Origin of the sequence: Planobispora longispora, assembly GCF_016863135.1 — a bacterium.
Classification (GTDB): Bacteria; Actinomycetota; Actinomycetes; order Streptosporangiales; family Streptosporangiaceae; genus Planobispora; species Planobispora longispora.
The window spans coordinates 19,122-36,988 of record NZ_BOOH01000020.1 but is presented as its reverse complement, the minus strand read 5'-3'; the positions used below and the strand labels follow the sequence as shown (position 1 = coordinate 36,988).

General features: G+C 72.8%; 12 protein-coding genes and 1 pseudogene. 7 read left to right on the top strand and 6 right to left on the bottom strand.

Going from position 1 to position 17,867, the window contains the following annotated elements:
* Nucleotides 1-4 precede the first annotated feature (4 nt).
* Nucleotides 5-2,077 (bottom strand): DNA gyrase/topoisomerase IV subunit B, encoded by a 2,073-nt coding sequence (locus Plo01_RS13895; protein ID WP_203890983.1) that lies wholly within the window; start codon nt 2,075-2,077, stop codon nt 5-7.
* Nucleotides 2,078-2,315: 238 nt separating this feature from the next.
* Between Plo01_RS13895 and Plo01_RS13890 the strand changes: the two genes are divergently transcribed.
* A complete protein-coding gene (locus Plo01_RS13890; RefSeq protein WP_203890982.1) occupies nt 2,316-2,546 on the top strand; it encodes a DUF7455 domain-containing protein in 231 nt (76 codons plus the stop codon).
* Nucleotides 2,547-2,560: 14 nt separating this feature from the next.
* On the opposite strand, the gene Plo01_RS13885 is transcribed toward Plo01_RS13890, so the two are convergent.
* The gene (locus Plo01_RS13885) at nt 2,561-3,304 is read right to left on the bottom strand and encodes a GNAT family N-acetyltransferase (RefSeq protein WP_203890981.1); all 744 of its coding nucleotides are present in this window, start codon (nt 3,302-3,304) and stop codon (nt 2,561-2,563) included.
* Nucleotides 3,305-3,444: 140 nt separating this feature from the next.
* Between Plo01_RS13885 and Plo01_RS13880 the strand changes: the two genes are divergently transcribed.
* Nucleotides 3,445-4,179 carry a YaaA family protein gene (locus tag Plo01_RS13880; RefSeq protein WP_203890980.1) on the top strand — a complete coding sequence of 245 codons (735 nt, stop codon included), beginning with the start codon at nt 3,445-3,447 and terminating at the stop codon, nt 4,177-4,179.
* A gap of 285 nt (nt 4,180-4,464) precedes the next feature.
* Here the strand turns inward: Plo01_RS13880 and Plo01_RS13875 are convergent, their stop codons facing one another.
* Nucleotides 4,465-6,108 carry an RNA polymerase sigma factor gene (locus Plo01_RS13875; protein WP_203890979.1) on the bottom strand — a complete coding sequence of 548 codons (1,644 nt, stop codon included), beginning with the start codon at nt 6,106-6,108 and terminating at the stop codon, nt 4,465-4,467.
* Nucleotides 6,109-6,350: 242 nt separating this feature from the next.
* A pseudogene (locus Plo01_RS13870) lies at nt 6,351-8,444 on the bottom strand (SpoIIE family protein phosphatase).
* 585 nt (nt 8,445-9,029) lie between these two features.
* Between Plo01_RS13870 and Plo01_RS13865 the strand changes: the two are divergent.
* From Plo01_RS13865 to Plo01_RS13845, 5 genes are all read left to right on the top strand, one after another.
* Nucleotides 9,030-9,272, top strand: a complete 243-nt coding sequence (locus Plo01_RS13865) for a hypothetical protein (protein ID WP_203890978.1) — start codon at nt 9,030-9,032, stop codon at nt 9,270-9,272.
* 747 nt (nt 9,273-10,019) lie between these two features.
* Nucleotides 10,020-11,531, top strand: a complete 1,512-nt coding sequence (locus Plo01_RS13860; RefSeq protein WP_239316296.1) for a hypothetical protein — start codon at nt 10,020-10,022, stop codon at nt 11,529-11,531.
* A gap of 19 nt (nt 11,532-11,550) precedes the next feature.
* The gene (locus Plo01_RS13855) at nt 11,551-12,306 is read left to right on the top strand and encodes a LamB/YcsF family protein (RefSeq protein ID WP_203891010.1); all 756 of its coding nucleotides are present in this window, start codon (nt 11,551-11,553) and stop codon (nt 12,304-12,306) included.
* Between the two features lie 16 nt (nt 12,307-12,322).
* On the top strand, nt 12,323-12,943 hold the full coding sequence (locus Plo01_RS13850) for a 5-oxoprolinase subunit B family protein (protein ID WP_203890976.1): 621 nt from the start codon (nt 12,323-12,325) through the stop codon (nt 12,941-12,943).
* Nucleotides 12,944-13,130: 187 nt separating this feature from the next.
* A complete protein-coding gene (locus tag Plo01_RS13845) occupies nt 13,131-14,000 on the top strand; it encodes a 5-oxoprolinase subunit C family protein (RefSeq protein WP_203890975.1) in 870 nt (289 codons plus the stop codon).
* Between the two features lie 23 nt (nt 14,001-14,023).
* Here Plo01_RS13845 and Plo01_RS13840 read toward each other — a convergent pair whose 3' ends face one another.
* A complete protein-coding gene (locus Plo01_RS13840; protein WP_203890974.1) occupies nt 14,024-15,130 on the bottom strand; it encodes a winged helix DNA-binding domain-containing protein in 1,107 nt (368 codons plus the stop codon).
* 258 nt (nt 15,131-15,388) lie between these two features.
* Nucleotides 15,389-17,728, bottom strand: a complete 2,340-nt coding sequence (locus Plo01_RS13835; protein WP_203890973.1) for an AAA family ATPase — start codon at nt 17,726-17,728, stop codon at nt 15,389-15,391.
* Nucleotides 17,729-17,867 lie beyond the last annotated feature (139 nt).

Genomic DNA, 17,867 nt, shown 5'->3' with positions numbered 1-17,867 from the left:
CGCTCTAGGCGTCGATGTGGTCGCGGTCGACCTCGGCCGCGCTGCTGACGATGAACTCCCGGCGCGGGGCCACGTCGCTGCCCATGAGCAGGTTGAAGATGTGCTCGGCCGCCTCGACGTCTTCGATCCGGACCCGGCGCAGGGTGCGGTGGCGGGGCTCCATCGTCGTCTCCGCCAGCTGGTCGGCGTCCATCTCGCCCAGACCCTTGTAGCGCTGGACCGGATCCTTCCAGCGCTTGCCGCGGCGCTCCAGGTCGCGCAGGACCCGGTGCAGCTCGGCGTCGGAGTAGCAGTAGACGTATTTCGCCTGGCCCCGGCCCGGATTGGTGATCTCGATCCGGTGCAGCGGCGGGACGGCGGCGAAGACGCGCCCCGCCTCCACCAGCGGACGCATGTAGCGGTGGAAGAGGGTGAGCAGGAGACAGCGGATGTGCGCGCCGTCGACGTCGGCGTCGGCCATCAGGATGACCTTGCCGTACCGGGCGGCCTCGATGTCGAACGACCGGCCCGAGCCGGCCCCGATGACCTGGATGATCGCGGCGCACTCGGCGTTCTTGAGCATGTCGGAGACCGAGGCCTTCTGCACGTTCAAGATCTTGCCGCGGATCGGCAGCAGGGCCTGGAACTCCGAGTCGCGGGCGGCGCGGGCGGTGCCCAGCGCCGAGTCGCCCTCGACGATGAACAGCTCGCTGCGGTCCACGTCGTCGCTGCGGCAGTCGACCAGCTTGGCGGGGAGCGCCGAGTTCTCCAGCGCGGTCTTGCGCCGCTGGTTGTCGCGGTGCTCACGGGCGGCGATGCGCGCCTTGGCCGCCGCGACGATCTTCTCCAGCGCCGCGCGCAGCTGCGGCTTGAGCGTGCGCGAGGGGTTGGTGAACAGCTCCTTGAGCTCCCTGGAGACCACGTGGGAGACGATCCGGCTGGCCGCCGAGGTGCCCAGGACCTCCTTGGTCTGCCCCTCGAACTGCGGCTCGGGCACCCGCACGGTCACCACGGCGGTGAGGCCCTCGAAGATGTCGTCCCGGGTGACCGGGGCGTCGCCGTTCTTGAGCAGGCGGGTCTCGCGCAGCTGCTCGTTGACCGTGCGGACCATGGCCCGCTCGAAGCCGTTGACGTGGGTGCCGCCCTTGGGGGTGGCGATCACGTTGACGAAGGAGCGCACGGTGGTGTCGTAGCCCTTGCCCCAGCGCAGCGCGACGTCCACGGTGAGCTCGCGCTGGACCTCGGTGGAGTGCATGTGCCCCAGGTCGTCCAGGACCGGCACGGTCTCGTGGAAGTGGCCGACGCCCTGCAGCCGCAGCACGTCGCAGAGGGCCTCGTCGCGGGCGAGGAAGTCGGTGAACTCGGAGATTCCGCCGTCGAAGCGGAACTCCTCCTCCACGGGCTCCTCGCCGCGGCTGTCGCGCACGGTCAGGGTGAGGCCGGGGACCAGGAACGCGGTCTGGCGCAGCCGGACGTGGATCTCGTCGAGGGAGACCTCCGCCTCTTTCAGGAAGATCTGCCGGTCGGCCCAGAACCGCACGCGGGTGCCGGTGCCCCTGCGGGCCAGCGGGCCGCCGTCGCGCAGGCCGGACTTCTTCTTGAACTTGGCGGTGGGGCCGTCGCCGTCGAAGACGCCGGGGACGCCCCGGCGGAAGCTGATCTCGTGGATCCGGCCGTCGCGGTCGACCTCGACGTCCAGCCGGGAGGACAGGGCGTTGACCACGGAGGCGCCGACGCCGTGCAGGCCGCCGGAGGCGGCGTAGGAGCCGCCGCCGAACTTCCCGCCCGCGTGGAGCTTGGTGTAGACGAGCTCCACGCCGGCCAGGCCGGTCTTCGGCTCGATGTCCACGGGGATGCCGCGGCCGTTGTCGCGGACCTCGATCGAGCCGTCGGCGTGCAGCTCGACCTCGATGCGATCGCAGTGGCCCGCCAGCGCCTCGTCGACGCCGTTGTCCACGATCTCCCACAGGCAGTGCATGAGACCGCGGCTGTCGGTGGACCCGATGTACATGCCCGGGCGCTTGCGGACGGCCTCGAGACCCTCCAGAACCGACAGATGACGAGCCGTATAACCCGTCTCCGTGCTAACTGCGGTCACACCCACTCCCTCTGCTCGAACACTTGTGCGCAGCCTACCGTTCTTCCCGATGTGGCGCGTCATAGCTTGCCATCAGGGCCCTGTCAGCGTTACATCGGGCGCGATTCCCATCACCAAGAGATACATTCCGCTCTCGGCGTACTCATGGGTCGGTTGGGAACGCCCGTATCCGGTTAGATGTTGTCTCAAGTGACTGACGCCAGATCCCCTACCCCGGGGATGACCCGAAAGGCGATACGTGACTGGAGCCCTCGCCCCCGCCAAGCCCCTGAAGGCCACGGACCGTTGTGACCGGTGTGGCGCCCAGGCCTACATCCGCGCGACCCTTCCCGTCGGTGGGGAGCTGCTGTTCTGCGCTCACCACGGGCGTCAGCACGTGGCCGTGCTGCGTGACAAGGGCGCCGACATCCAGGACGAGTCGGCGCGCCTCAGCGCCACTCCCGCGGTCGCGCCAAGCGACGAGAGATGACCGAACGGTAGAGGTCAGCCGCGGATCCGATAGTGATATCGGCCCGCCACCGTGAAGCCCAGCCGCTCGTAGAGCGACCGGGCGGCGGTGTTCGCCTCCACCACGACCAAATATGCCTGCTCCGCGCCCTGTTCTCGCCCGTGTGAGAGCAGGGCGTCCAGCAGTCGCCCCGCGTGACCGCGGCGCCGCGCGTGCGGCAGCGTGGCCATGCAGTAGACCCCGAACCACTCCCCCTGCGAGACTCCCCGGCCCACGGCCTCGCCGTCCAGGGAGGCGTAGACGGCGGGCACACCGGTGAGGATCCGCATGACCGTGTCCCGGCCCGGGCCGTACCTGCCGTCCACACTCCACCAGACGTCCATCCACTCCCGCCCGGGCGCCGTCGCGAACCGGACCTCCGTCCCGGGGCTCTCGCCGTCCGCGCCGCCCTCGGAGCGGTCCGCCACGGCTCCCGCCAGCGGCGCGGTCATCACCAGTGTGGGGTCGACCAGCCGGTAGCCGCGCGCATCAAGCAGGGCGTCCAGCCCCGCGGTGGCGCCCCGGCCGATGGAGAACACGCACGGCTGCCCCCGCGAGGCGTAGAACTCCTCCGCCCGGCCCACCGCCGCCTCCGGGTCGGCCGGCGCCCCGAGCGGAAGCACGGAGTTGGCCCGCTTGGTCACCCCGTCCGCGGTCCGCAGCGTCCAGCCGTCCCGTTCCACCCGCTCGAACGCCGGCCATGCCCGGTCGACCAGCCGGTCGAACGTCCCATCGATCACACCAGCAGATCCTAGAGCGTGCCTCACGGGCCTTCTCGCCCGCCACGGCCGCCCGGGCCGAGCCTGTCCCGCGGTACGGCGGAAGCGGCCGCGCCGGAGCGGACCGGGGGGCTCTCGCGCACCGCCTATGCTCGGAGACCGTGCTTATCCTGCTGCCTCCGTCGGAGGGCAAGGCCGGGGCGGGCGACGGTCCCGCCCTCGACCTGTCCGCCTTGAGCTTCCCGTCCCTGCCCCGCCAGACCGTCCTGGACGCGCTGGTCGCGCTGTGCGAGACCCCGCGGGCGCAGGCCGTCCTCGGTCTCTCGGACGGCCAGGCCGACGAGATCGCCAAGAACCGGCGGCTGCGGACGGCGGCCACCCTGCCGGCCGGCGAGCTCTACACCGGGGTGCTCTACGACAATCTCGGCCTGGCGTCCCTGTCCCCGCACGCCGCCGCCCGGGCCGAGGAGAGCCTGCTCGTCTTCTCCGGACTCTGGGGGCTGCTCAGGATCACCGACCGGATCCCGCCGTACCGCCTCTCCATGGGCGTGAAGCTGCCGCCGCTCGGCGGGCTGGGCGCCTTCTGGCGCCGCTCGATCACCCCGCTCCTGGACGCGCGTCCCGGCCTGGTGGTCGACCTGCGCTCCAGCACCTACGCCGCCGCCTGGCAGCCGGGCGGCCGGGCGGTGGCGGTGCGGGTGCTCAAGGACGGCAAGGTCGTCAGCCACATGGCCAAGGCGACCCGGGGCGCGGTCGCCCGCCGCCTGCTGGAGTGCGACGCCGACCCGCAGACCCCGGACGAGCTGGCCAAGGTTCTCGACGACCTCGGCCACACGGTCAGCCTCGGCCCCGCCCCGTCCGGCAGGCGCCCGTGGGTCCTCGACGTGCCGGCCTGACGAGCGCGGCCACGCCCGCTCGGCGGGCGTGGGGCGCGCCCCCGCAGAACGCGCGCCCGAAGAGCACGCCTTCGAAGGGCGCGAGCCCACAGAGCGTGCCTCAAAGAGCACGCCCCCGCAGAACGTGCCCCGAAGAGCGCGGCTCCGCGAGAACCCTCGCGACCGGAGAGAACCGCGTGAAACCGCGAGCGGCCCGCGCCGGACGGCGCGGGCCGCTCGGCGGCGCTGCTCGTGGGTCCCGCCCTCCGCGCCGGCGGGATCACCGGCACGGGCGCGGGGCCGTTCCTAGTCCAGGTAGTCGCGCAGGACCTGGGACCGGGACGGGTGACGGAGCTTGGACATGGTCTTCGACTCGATCTGGCGGATGCGCTCGCGCGTCACCCCGTAGACCTTGCCGATCTCGTCCAGGGTCTTCGGCTGGCCGTCGGTGAGACCGAACCGCATGGAGACGACCCCCGCCTCGCGCTCGGACAGCGTGTCCAGAACGGAGTGGAGCTGCTCCTGCAGGAGCGTGAAGCTGACCGCGTCCGCAGGAACGATCGCCTCGGAGTCCTCGATGAGGTCACCGAACTCGCTGTCGCCCTCCTCACCCAGCGGGGTGTGCAGGGAGATCGGCTCGCGGCCGTACTTCTGGACCTCGATGACCTTCTCGGGGGTCATGTCGAGCTCGCGGGCCAGCTCCTCGGGGGTCGGCTCGCGGCCGAGGTCCTGCAGCATCTGCCGCTGGACGCGGGCCAGCTTGTTGATCACTTCCACCATGTGGACCGGGATGCGGATGGTCCGCGCCTGGTCGGCCATGGCGCGGGTGATCGCCTGCCGGATCCACCAGGTGGCATAGGTGGAGAACTTGTAACCCTTGGTGTAGTCGAACTTCTCCACCGCGCGGATCAGTCCCAGGTTGCCCTCCTGGATCAGGTCCAGGAAGAGCATGCCGCGGCCGGTGTAGCGCTTGGCCAGCGAGACCACCAGACGGAGGTTGGCCTCCAGCAGGTGGTTCTTGGCCCGGCGGCCGTCCTCGGCGATCCACTCCAGCTCGGCGCGGACGTCCACCGGCAGCTTGTCGCCGTCGTTGGCCAGCTGCTCCTCGGCGAACAGGCCCGCCTCGATGCGCTTGGCGAGCTCGACCTCCTGCTCGGCGTTGAGCAGGGGGACCTTGCCGATCTGCTTGAGGTAGTCCTTGACCGGGTCGGCGGTGGCGCCGGCGGCGGCGACCTGCGCCACGGGGGCGTCGTCGTCGTCATCGGAGAGGATCAGGACCTCGTCGTCGCTCTGGACGACGACGGCCTCGGCCTCGGCCTCCGCCTTGGGCTCCTCGTCGGCCTCCGGCTCGGCCTCGACCTCGACCTCGACCTCCTCGGCCTCCGCCTCCAGGTCGAAGTCCTCCAGCTCGACGTCCTCGAGGTCGATCTCCTCCTCGTCCTCGGCGTCGATCGCCTTCGGCTTGGAGTCGGCCTTGGGCGCGGCGGCGGGGGGCTGAGGCCCGGTTCCCACGGCCTCCGGACCGGGGACCGGCTTCTTCGCCGGAGCTGCCTTCTTCGGCGGACCGGGGACCGGCTTCTTGGCCACGGGCGCGGGCTCGGAGCCGCCGACGACCGCGGTGACGGTCTCCGGCTGCGGCTCCTTTGCCGCCGCCGCGGCGGTCTTGGTCTTCTTGACGGGAGCGGCGGGCGCGGCGGTCCGGCGCTTGGCCTGGGGCCGTTTCTTGGGGGCCGCGGAGTCCTCAGCAGTCAGTCGTACGGTGATGCCCTCTTTGCTGAGGCTGCGCAGGATCCCAGCGACCTGCGCCATCGGGATGTCCGCTTCCTCGACGGCCTTGCGGACATCCTCGGACTCGAGGAACCCCTGCGAGCGCCCCCGCTCCATCAGCTGCTGAATGACGGGCTCGTTCAGCTCGGATGGCTTCGAGCGAGTCGAACTTGCAGGCGACACGAACACCTCTCGAAGGAAAGCGAGACGAGAATGGACTCAGATGCCCGCTAGGGGCGGATGCCTCTAGGTTGTGGTCAGCGAGGCCGTGCGAACCGCGACGCACCTGCCCAGCATTCTGGCATGACACCGTGATCCATACGGCCGCCTCCTGGCGGTTGCTCTCCACCCTAGGCCGACGAAGACAGTAGTGCGTACGGAAGGAGCGCACCGATACCCGAAAGCAACCCTTATGACTGTTTCATTCAGTCACTCTTCGTCGTCGGAGGGACATGAATTGCCAGCACCGTGACGTCATCATCCTGCTCATACCCCGCCAGCATGCGATCTACCAGGAAATCCAACAGCATATGCGGACTTCCCACCACTTCGGGAGGCGCTTCGGTCACAACAGAGCAAAGTTCGGCGAGTCCGGCATCCAGCCCTCGCTTCCGGTTCTCCACCAGACCGTCCGAGTACAGGACCGCGGTGTGGCCGGGCGGGACGCAGAACCGGAACTGGCGGCGGCTCGCCGGCCAGCCGAGCGGGGTGCCCGGCTCCCCCTCGCACAGCAGCGGCACGCCCTGGGGTGAGACCAGCAGGGGCGGCGGGTGACCGGCCAGCGCCAGCGTGCCCTACCCCGTTCCCGGCTCGACCACCATGTAGGCGAGGGTGGTGACCTGCTCTTCCTCCTCGGTGGCCTCGAAGACCCGGTCCAGGCCGGTGAGGACCGCCGCGGGCGGCGGGTTGGTCAGGGCCAGGGCGCGCATCGCGTTGCGGATGCGGCCCATTCCGGCCGCCGCCTTGACGCCCTTGCCCATGACGTCGCCCACCACCGCCGCGACCCGGCCGTCCTGCAGGACGAACGCGTCGTACCAGTCACCGCCGACCTGCACGTGACGGCTGCCGGAGCGGAAGCGCTGGGCGAGCGTCAGCCCCCGGACCACCGGCAGGCGATCGGGCAGCAGGCTGCGCTGGAGCGTCTCGGCGGTGCGGTGCTCCCGTTCGAAAAGGGTGGCCCGCTCGACAGCGAGGGCGCACTGCCCGGCGAGGGCCTCCAGGAAGACGCCGTCCTCCTGGGAGATCTTCTGGGGGCGGGTGAAGGAGAACCGGAGCGCGCCCAGGGCCCGTCCCGCGGCCAGCAGGGGAAGGCCCACCCACGCCCGCTCGTCGCTGTGGCCGATGAACCCGCTGATGGCCTCCTCGTCCCCGCCGGCGTCCACGAGCTGGGACAGCAGGCTCTCGGGCGACTCGGCGAAGACCGGGCGGCGGCTGTTGACCGCCATGGTCATCACACTGGAGTGCGAGAGCGGGATCTCGTCGCCGGGCGCGCCGGGGACGTCCGGGATGCCGCCGCCGTTGACCAGCTTCAGCACGGCCCGGTCGGCGTCGAGCAGCGCCACCGCCGAGCGGTCGGCGGCCAGCGCCGTACGGCCCACGTCGATGATGACCTGGACGACCTGCTCGACCGTGAGCGCCTCGGCGAGGATCGCCGTGGCCCCCTGCAGCCGCGCCGTGCGCAGGGCCGCGGCGCCGAGCTGGTCGGTCAGGCGGCCGCGCATCTCCTCGGCCTCACGCTGCGGGGTGACGTCGGTGTTCGCGCCGACCCACTCGACCACCTTGCCGTGCCGGATGATCGGCACGGCCCGGACCTCGAAGTGGCGGTAGCCGCTGGCGCGGGTCCGGACGCGGTAGCTCCACTCGAACATCGTCCGCCCGCGCAGCGCCTCGCGCCACGCGTCCTCGGTGTGCGGACGGTCGTCGGGGTGGACGGCCTCCAGCCAGCCGTAGGCGAGGTAGTCCTCCAGCCCCTGGCCGGTGATGGCCCGCCACTGCGGCGCGTCCTCCAGGATCCCGCCGTTGGGCGCGGTGATCCACACCAGCTGCGACTGGGCCTCGACGAGCGAGCGGTAGCGCTCCTCGCTGCGCCGCAGGTCCTCCTCGACCTGCTTGCTCTCGGTGACGTCCGCGCCGACCAGGCAGACCGCGCGCAGCGCGCCCTTGTCGTCGTGGACCGGCGAGAAGGTCAGGGACCAGTGACGGGTGTCACCGCCCGCCGTGCGCACCCGGATCCGCTGGTCCCCCTCGATCGGCGCGCCCTCCACGACGGACCGGACGGAGCCCGTGATCAGGGCGGTGAGGTCGGCGGAGAGCATCTCGCCCGGATCACGGCCGGCCAGCCGCTCGGCGGCCAGGCCCACCAGCCCGGCGAAGACCTCGTTCACCCGCTGGAAGCGACCGGCGGGGTCGAAGAACGCGAAGGCGAACGGCGACTGCGACAACAGGCCCTGCAACAGGCCGGAGTCCGAGATGTCCACACCCGACTCCCGGGGACGGGGCACGGAGGTTTCGGCGCTCATGGTCGGCACCTCCGTCGCGTGCCAGGGTCTCCCACGAGGCACATCTCCAAACTTGCGAAATTCGGCGTAGCAGAGCTCCGGAGAACCGGACCCCGCCCTACATCATCGGCGATGGGCACCTACGGGCGGAAGTCCCGCCCAAAGTGCGATGAAACTGCCCAGCCCAGGGACCGGGATGCCCACGGTAACGCGCTGGGATCCCAGCACCGGGGCCTGACGCCCCACGGGGGTTCCAGAACCATCTGACTCACCGCCCCCACCCCACCGGCGCGCTCACCTTCGGCGTCTTCGAGCGCTCGCGGCCAGGACACTAGCAGGATCGAGCCTGACCGTCCCGACAATCGCCCACCTCGCCTCCGCCGACGTCCCTGACAAGATCAGGCTACTGATTCGGGCCCGATTTGGCTGCCCCTTCCGGAACACCCATTTACCTTCCCTATACCGCCTTGAGTCAAGATATGGGTCAACTTTCCCTCTCGCCCATCGGAGTCTTGACACCACCGCGATACGTTGTGGAATGAAAGCGCACGTCCCCGCCGCCCACCCGGGGCGATGTCCCTGGTAACCGGGAGGAATGTGACCTCCATGCCCGCTCTCGCCATCCACTTCACCGGCGCCACCACGGCGACGCAGGAGCCCGTGAGCACCCGTCTGGCCGCCGAGTTCCTCACCGTCCCTCTTGACACCGTGGACAGGTGTGTGGCCGATGTCCGCGCCTGCACCGAGCATCTCGGCGTCGACGCCACGCCCGAGGTGGTCGAGCGCGTCGCCCGCGAACATCTCCTGGCCATCGTCAATTCCGCGCCGCCGCCGCGCGGCTTCCGGTAGGAGACGATCGACCGGCCGGCGCCGTGATCGAAGGCCGGTCCCGCCCCGGCGGCCGGTGACCGGTCCCACCTGCGACGGGACCGCGAACCGGCCGTCGCCGCCCGCGGGACCGGCCTTCGGCCCGTCCCCGGCCGGAGGCTGCGCGGCCCGCTCCCCGAGAGGCTCCGCCCTGACTCGCCGGGAGGCTGCGCGGTCCGCTCCCCGAGAGGCCGCACGGCCTGTTCCCCGGGAGGTTCCGCGGCCCGCCCCCAGGGAGGCCCGTCGCGCGCTCCCGGCGAGGGGCCCGGCGTGCGGAGCTCCAGGTTCGTCCGGCGGGGCGGCCGGTTTTATCCGGCGTGGGAACCGCTTCCCTGTTATGGTTCTGGTGCTTGGATGGTCAAGGCTTGGCCGTCGTCTCCCTCCCCCGGGAGTGAGAAGCTGCTCCCTTCGAGGAGGGGTGATGTCACCACCGGCGGAGCCGTACCCCCGAGGGACGGGCGCTCCCCGCATATGATGTTGGTCCGGGCGGGTCTCGTCCCGGCTGGTGCTGATCGCGTAAGACTTGATCGTCCGCCGGTCGATCGAGCGGCGTGAGCCAGGAATCCCTTTCGGTTCACGAGAGGGAGGAGTCGAAATGAGCGAGCGAGCCCCAGGGCACGACGCCCCTCACAGACCCGGGCTCGCAGGGCCGGTGGAGGAAGCCGCTTGAGCCGCCGACATCGCAGGGACCCCCGGGAGACCCAGGCGCCGGACGAGGTCTTCTCCGAGATGCTGCTGGCCGCCCGCGAACTGCTGGCCGTACGCAGCCCGCTGGACGCCGAGCTGATGGTCTCCGACATGGTCGGGGCGTGGTGGGGGCGGCGGCTGCGGCGCGGGGACGCCGAGCAGGTCCTCGGCGAGGGACTGGTCGACTACGCCGCCAAGGCCGGCTCCCCGGCCGCGCTGACCCTGCTGATCGCGCTGGCCTACCTGGGCACCGCGCGTCAGGCCGCCAAGGCCGAGGGCGCGGCGCTGGCGCTCATGGAGCGCGGCGTGGCCCGGCCCCGCTGGGCCGACCGACTGGGCGTGGTCAAGCCGACCGGCTGCTACGTCTCCCGCGACGCCTACGGCGACCAGGACACCGTGGTGTGCACCTTCGGCTACCGGGGCTCCGACAGCAGCGAGGACCGGCACGCGCTGGTCGTGGTCGTCGACTACAACATGCGGGGCATCGCCCGTGACGCGTGGGTCTCCTCGCAGGTGGACAAGTTGCTGGACCAGGCGCGCGCGGAGGCCGAGGCCAACCCGCTGCTCCGCTTCGAGGAGATCGAGCCGCAGCAGGCCAGGGCCCTGCTGGAGTCGGCCATGAAGGCCACGGCCGAGTACGGCGACCGCAAGACGACCGCCCCGGTCAGCGACAGCTACAGCGCCTACCACGCCTTCGCCCGCTCCCGGATCAAGGCGCTGCCGCCCGGCCGCAAGCGTCCGGCCCCGCTGCACAGCGAGGCCCCCTACAGCCGCGACCGCCGGGCGATGCTGGCCGCCGAGTTCCTCTCCTCGGACGCCGCCGAGCACCTGTCGGACCCGTCGGCCGCCTCCCGCTGCGCCGACCACATCATCGACTACGGCTGCGAGCAGGACTTCGGCCGCCCGCTGCGGGTCAGCCCGACCAAGTGCGAGACGTTCCTGCTCGACTGGCTGCCGCGCAAGGTGATGCTGAGCCCGGCCGAGCAGGAGGCGATGCCGCACGTCCTGGGCGCCTGGGCGCGTTTCGCCGCGCGCCGTACCGGCCTGGCGGAGGAAGGGCTGCGCGCCACCCTGGACGGGGTCTGGGAGGCGACGGGGAAGTTCGCCGAGACCTACCGCGACCCGACGACCTTCGGCCTCGACCGCCGCCTGGTGGAGCGGCTGCTGCCGGACGGCGACCTGTCGGCGCTGGCCCGGAGGGTCTTCGCCTTCCCTTTCCTGCAGGGCATGCACGGAGAGATCAAGCTGGACCTGCTCAACCCCTCCGACGAGACCGACCGCAGGGTCCTGCTGGAGATCGACCACGCGGACGACCGCGACCGGTTCGACTACGACGAGCACCTGGCCTGGCACGAGGAGATCGCCGCGCGGCTGTGGGAGGGCGACCCGCCGCAGCTGTGGGAGGCCGCCCAGCGGCTGCTGGACCTCGGGCACGACCGGCACGAGGTGCTCCACGTGCTGATCGAGATCGCCGAGCGGATCGGCGACGACCCGGAGGAGCTCGCCATCGCCCTCGACGACATCGCCGACATCCCCGACGGACCTCCGGTATAGGCGAGGCACGGTGATCAATGTGGAGATCGACCTCAACGCCGACCTCGGCGAGGGCTTCGGCATCTGGCGGCTGGGCGACGACGAGGCGCTCCTCGACGTGGTGACCAGCGCCAACGTCGCCTGCGGGTTCCACGCGGGCGACCCCGCCACGATCCGCCGCACCTGCGCGGCCGCGGTCGACCGGGGGGTGGCCATCGGCGCCCAGGTCTCCTACCGGGACCTGGCCGGCTTCGGCCGCCGCGAGATGGAGGTGGATCCGGAGGACCTGTGCGCCGAGGTCCTCTACCAGCTGGCGGCGGTGGACGGCATCGCCAGGGCGATGGGCGGCCGGGTCTCCTACGTCAAGCCGCACGGCGCGCTCTACAACCGGATCTGCCGCGACCCGGGGCAGGCGGAGGCGGTCGTGTCGGCCGTCCTCGACTACGACCGGAGCCTGCCGGTGCTCACCCTGCCGGACTCGGCCGTCCACGAGGTCGCCGCCCGCGAGGGGATCGCCACCGTCACCGAGGCGTTCGCCGACCGCGCCTACACTCCCGCCGGCGCGCTGGTCCCCCGCCGCTCCCCGGGCGCGGTGCTCCACGACCCCGGCACGGTGGCGGCACGGGCCGTGCGCATGGCGACCGGCCACGTGGTGACCGCCGTGGACGGCTCCCAGGTCCCGGTGCAGGCCCGCTCGATCTGCGTGCACGGCGACACTCCCGGTTCCGTACGGCTGGCGCGGGCCGTCCGCGAGAGCCTGGCCGAGGCCGGGGTGGCCCTCAAGGCGTTCACGTGAGGCCGGGGCGGCGGTTGTGATCAGACAGGCGGGAGAGCACGGGCTGCTGGTGGAGACGGGGACGCTGGAGGTCTCGCACCGGCTGGACGCCCTGCTGCGGGCCGACCGCCCGGCCGGGGTGACCGAGATCGTCCCCGGTCCCGCCACCGTGCTGGTCGTCGCGCCGGGCGCGGATCCGGCCGGGCTCCGCTCGTCGCTTTCCCTCCTGGCCCGTACGGCGCGCGCCCCCGGCGCGCGGGCCGCCGCCCGGGAACGGACCGTGACGGTCCCCGTGGTCTACGACGGCGCCGACCTGTCCGAGGTGGCCGAGCTGACCGGGCTGACACCGGCGGAGGTGATCGACCGGCACACGCGCCGGGAGCTGGTGGCGGGCTGGCTGGGGTTCGCCCCGGGCTTCGCCTACCTCACCGGCCTGGACCCGGTTCTCCACGTGCCGCGGCTGGCCACGCCCCGGACCTCGGTGCCCGCCGGGGCGGTGGCGATCGCCGGCCCGTACTCCGCGGTCTACCCCTCGGCCTCGCCGGGCGGCTGGCGGCTGCTGGGCCGCTCGCCGCTTCCGGTGTGGGACGTGACCGCCGACCCGCCCGCCCTGCTGACCCCCGGCACGCGCGTACGCTTCCGGGCGGTCCCGGAATGATCGCCCGGCCCGCTCCGGCGCCCTCCATCCGCAGGACCACCCGGTCTGCCCCGACGCGCCACGCCTCCCGGACGGCCGCCCGGTCTGCCCCGACGCATCCCGTCTCCCGGACGGCCACCCGGCTCCTGCGCGCACGCTCCGTGCCTCACCGCGGGCCGGGCCGCGTTCCGGCACGTCCGGCGGCCGCATGATCGAGGTGATCGCGCCCGGGCCGTACGCCACGGTGCAGGATCTCGGCCGCCCCGGATACGGTCACCTCGGGGTGCCCAGCTCCGGCGCCGCCGACGCGCCGAGCCTGCGGCTGGCCAACCGCCTGGTCGGCAACCCCGAGGCCGCCGCCGGGATCGAGCTGACCTTCGGCGGGTGCCGGCTGCGCTTCTCCGCCGGTGCGTGGGTCGCGCTCGCCGGAGCCCCCTGCCCCGTCGAACTGCTCCTCCCCGGGGAGGGCGGCCGCCGGGACGCGAGGGCGGGCATGCGCGCGCCGTTCTGGGTCCCCGAGGGCGGGGAGATGGGCGTGGGCACGCCCGCGATCGGGCTGCGGACCTATCTCGCGGTCCGGGGCGGGGTGGACGTGCCGCCGGTCCTGGGCAGCCGCTCGACGGACTCGCTGTCGGGCCTGGGCCCCGCCCCGCTCGCCCCCGGTCTGGTCCTGCCCGTGGGCCCGGTCCGCGGCCTGCCGCCGATCACGGTGGACGCCGCCCCGCCCGGCCCCGCCGAGTCGCGGCCCCTGCGCCTGATCCCCGGCCCCCGGGACGACTGGTTCGCACCGGGGGCGCCGGCCGCGCTGTGCGCGGGGCCGTACGAGGTGAGCCAGGACAGCAACCGGGTCGGCGTACGGCTGCGCGGGGCGGCGCTGGAGCGGGTCCGGGACGGGGAGCTGCCGAGTGAGGGCATGGTCGCCGGGGCCCTGCAGGTGCCGCCGGACGGGCAGCCGATCGTCTTCCTCGCCGACCACCCGCCGACCGGCGGCTATCCCGTCATCGCGGTCCTGTCCCCGGCCGATCTGGCCCGCGCCGCGCAGCTCCGCCCGGGGGACGCGGTCCGCTTCCGCCTGTGACCGCCCGGGGAGATCCGTCTCCGCTATCCGGAAACCTCGCGAGACCCCAGCAGCGCCGCGACGCGCTCGGTCTCGGCCTTGAGCGGCGCGGCCGGCACGTCCTCGAACAGGTCGAGGGTGATCTCGCCGTTCTTGGCCTCCCAGACTCCGGCGACCCGGCCCCCGTGGATCACGACCGGGGAGATCCATCCGGCGGCGCGGCTGACCTTCGCCCTGGCCTCCTTGGGCAGGAGGGGTTCGAGGTCGCGGGGCGCGCCCAGGATGTACTGGTCGAAGCCGGGCAGCAGGTGCACGCCGGCGGCGGGCTCCGTCGCGACCAGGTCGTCGAGGTGCTCGGCGAGCAGGACCATGGGACGGCCCTCGACCTCGACCTCGGCCAGCTCGGGGGCGAGATCGCGGAACCAGCCGCGCAGGGTCGCCTTGCGGGCGGCGCCCCGGTAGAGCCAGGCGTCGAAGGTCTCGGGGGCCCCCGGGCCGTGGGCGCCGAGGAAGGAGCGGACCAGGACCAGGCCGCCCTCCTCGGCCGTGGGCGGCGCGGCCGGCCAGCCCGGCACCTGGTCGCGCGGGGCGGCGAAGGTGACCCGCCCCTCACGCGGCCGGCCGTAGCAGAGCTCGCCCAGGAAGCTGAGCGGCTTGAGCAGCGCTCCCCAGCCGGAGGTGAGCGCCTCTCTCAGGTGCTCGTCGCCGGCCGCCTCGATGACGGCCTCGACCAGCTCCTCCCGGGTGAGGGTGCGCCCGGCGAGCGCCCGGGGGACGGCGTCGAGGATGGCCGCGACCTCGGCGGCGGTCACCCCGTGGCCGCGCTGCCAGGACCCCTTCTCCCAGTGGCGGAACGAGCCCAGGACCGCGGCGTAGCAGGACAGCTCGTCGGACGGGACGAGGTGGAGCGTGCCGCGCGCCGTCCAGGTCTTGACCAGCGTGCGCTCCTGCCACAGGGCCCGGTCGATCTCGCCGCGCCGGGGCTCCGCCCGCCGTACGGCGACCGCCAGCTCGGCCGAGGAGGCCACCTGGGCCTGGACCCCGGTCAGCCTCCGGATGACCGAGACCGCGTCCTCCCCGGCCGCCGGATCGACGAACTGCCGCTTCAACCGCCACGCGAGCACCTGGGGCCAGGTCACCGAGATCGCCATGCCCCCTTCCTACACCCGGCGGCCGACATTCCCCGGCCCGGGACGGGCGCGGAGGGGCGGACCCGGACCGGGTCCGGCTCGGCGGCGGCCCGGTCCAGCGCGGCGTCGATCTCCCGGGAGCCGATGCGGCCGAGGTTCGCGTTCCAGCGGAGGCGCCCCCGCGGGTCCTTCCCCGCCGCGGTGTACGGTCCGCGGCCGGCGGAGCGGCGCCCGCAGGGGGCTACGGGGCCCTCGGGCGGCGGAGGCCGGAAGGCCCGGTCAGCGGCCGGAGATCTCGTCCACGGCCGTGCGCACGTCCGCGCCGGTGATCGTGGTCAGCTCGGCCGCGCTGGCGGGGCCGCCCAGGTCCGCCAGGCGCACGTCGCGGCGCATCGCGGCGCGTTCGAACAACGAGCGGGCGAAACGGCCGTTGCCCAGGCCGTCGATCAGGCCGTCCTCGCAGACCCAGGTGAAGACCTCGGCCAGGTTCTGCCTGGCCTCGTCGTCGAACCGGTCGCCCGCCCCGTCGGCGAGCAGCCCGGCGATCTCGGCCAGCTCGTCCGGGGCGTAGGAGGGGAACTGCACGCGCTGGTTGAACCGGCTGGCCAGGCCCGGATTGGTGGCCAGGAAGGCGTTCATCTCGCGCTCGTATCCCGCCAGGACGATCACCAGCCGGTCGCGGTCGTCCTCGGCCCGCTTGAGCAGCGTCTGCACGGCCTCGGCGCCGAAGGCGTCACCCCCGGCGTAACCGCTGTTGACCAGGCTGTAGGCCTCGTCGATGAACAGCACCCCGCCCAGCGCCCGGTCGACCAGCTCGTTCGTCTTGATCGCGGTGGCGCCCAGGTGCTGGCCGACCAGGTCGGCGCGCTGGGCCTCCACCACGTCGGGCCGGGCGAGCAGGCCCAGGGCGGCGAAGATGCGGCCGAGGATGCGCGCCACGGTGGTCTTGCCCGTGCCGGGCGGACCGGTGAAGACGAAGTGCCGCATCTGCGGCGGGGTGGGCAGCCCGCGCTCCTGTCGCATCCTGGCCACCCGCAGCTGGGCGGCGATCGCGTGGACCTGCCGCTTGACCGGCTCCAGACCGGCCATCCGGTCCAGGTCGGCCAGGGCCTCCTCCAGCGTCGGCGTGGCCTGGTAGCCGCGGTAGCGGGCGGTGAGCTCCTCGAACGCCTTGGCGACGTCCGGCCCGGTGGTGGTCACCAGGTCCTCGGTGGTGGGCGAGCCGCCCGCGCCGACCACCCGCACGTCGCGGGCCTGCGCGGCGGCCTCCACCAGGCTGCGGACGAACCGGGCGTTGCCCAGCTCGTCGACGAGGCCGCGGCGGTGCACGTCGGCGAAGCGGGCCAGGAGGGCGGGCCTGGCGTCCTCGGCCAGCCGGTCGCCCCGGCGCCGCTGCAGCAGGTCGGTGATCTGGACCAGTTCCTCGGGCGCGTAGCCGGGGAAGCGGACGCGGGTGGCGAACCTGCTGGACAGGCCGGGGTTGGAGGTCAGGAAGGAGGTCGTCTCCTTCTCGTAGCCGGCCAGGATGACGATCAGCCGGTCGCGGTCGTCCTCGGCCCGCTTGAGCAGGGTCTGCACGGCCTCCGCCCCGAACCGGTCGGGCTGCCCGTCACCGGAGTTGATCAGGCTGTAGGCCTCGTCGATGAACAGCACCCCGCCCAGCGCCCGGTCGATCAGCTCGTTCGTCTTGATCGCGGTGGCCCCGAGGAACTCCCCGACGAGGTCGGCGCGCTGGGCCTCCACCACGTAGGGCGTCTCCAGCAGGCCGAAGGCGTAGAAGATCTTCGCGACGGTGCGGGCCACGCTGGTCTTGCCGGTGCCGGGCGGGCCGACGAACACGAAGTGGCGCATCGGCGGCTCGGTGGCGTACCCCGCCTCCCTGCGCAGGCGGGACGCCTCGATCGAGGCCGCGATCGAGCGCACCTGCTCCTTCACCGGATCCAGGCCGATCATGGCGTCGAGCTCGCCGAGCGCCTCCTCCACCGAGATCGGCGGCGGCGCGGACCTGCCGCCGTGCCCGTGGACCTGGGGCCCGCCCTCCTGGACGCGGACCCTGACCTGCTGCTCGTGGTCGGAGAGCATCCCCCTGACCCGGCGGGCGGCGAGGAAGCGGTGGACCAGCACCGCGGCGGCCACGCCGTACGCGGCCCACGGGCCGGCGGCGGGCGCGAGGAAGAACAGCGCGAAGGCCGCCACGGCGGCGGGGACCAGCGCCATCAGCGTGGTCAGCCACGGCGGGACCCAGCGGATGAGGTGGGCGACCCCGGCCACGGCCACGCCCAGGACCAGCAGGAGCGGGGGGGCGGGCGACTGCGGGCCGTACAGGCCCATGAAGAAGCCGAGGACGAGCGTCCATCCGGCCAGGACCAGCACGGTGGCGGCGGCGCGGGGGAAGCGCAGGGTCAGCGCCACGAAGCCGAGCAGCGCGATCGCGACGAGGGCGGTGGTGAACAGGGGCCAGCCCAGCACCGCGGCCAGCGTCATCGCGGTCAGGAAGGCGGCGACGTGGAGCAGCCTCCGCAGGGCTGGGGAAAGGTGGAAGTAGCGCACCCGCACCTGTTCGAACAGATCCCGTGCCGCCGCCCGCCCGGCCGGCCTGGCCCTGTCGGAGTCCCGCATCACGCCTCCCCGGTCGCCCCCGGTTATACCGCACCGGACGGAGATTTGGGGGCGCCCCGGCACTACGCCACGCCGTCGCGCCGACACAATCCAGCAAACGGACGAGTGCGGACGATTCACACGATGAGGAACTGTCACC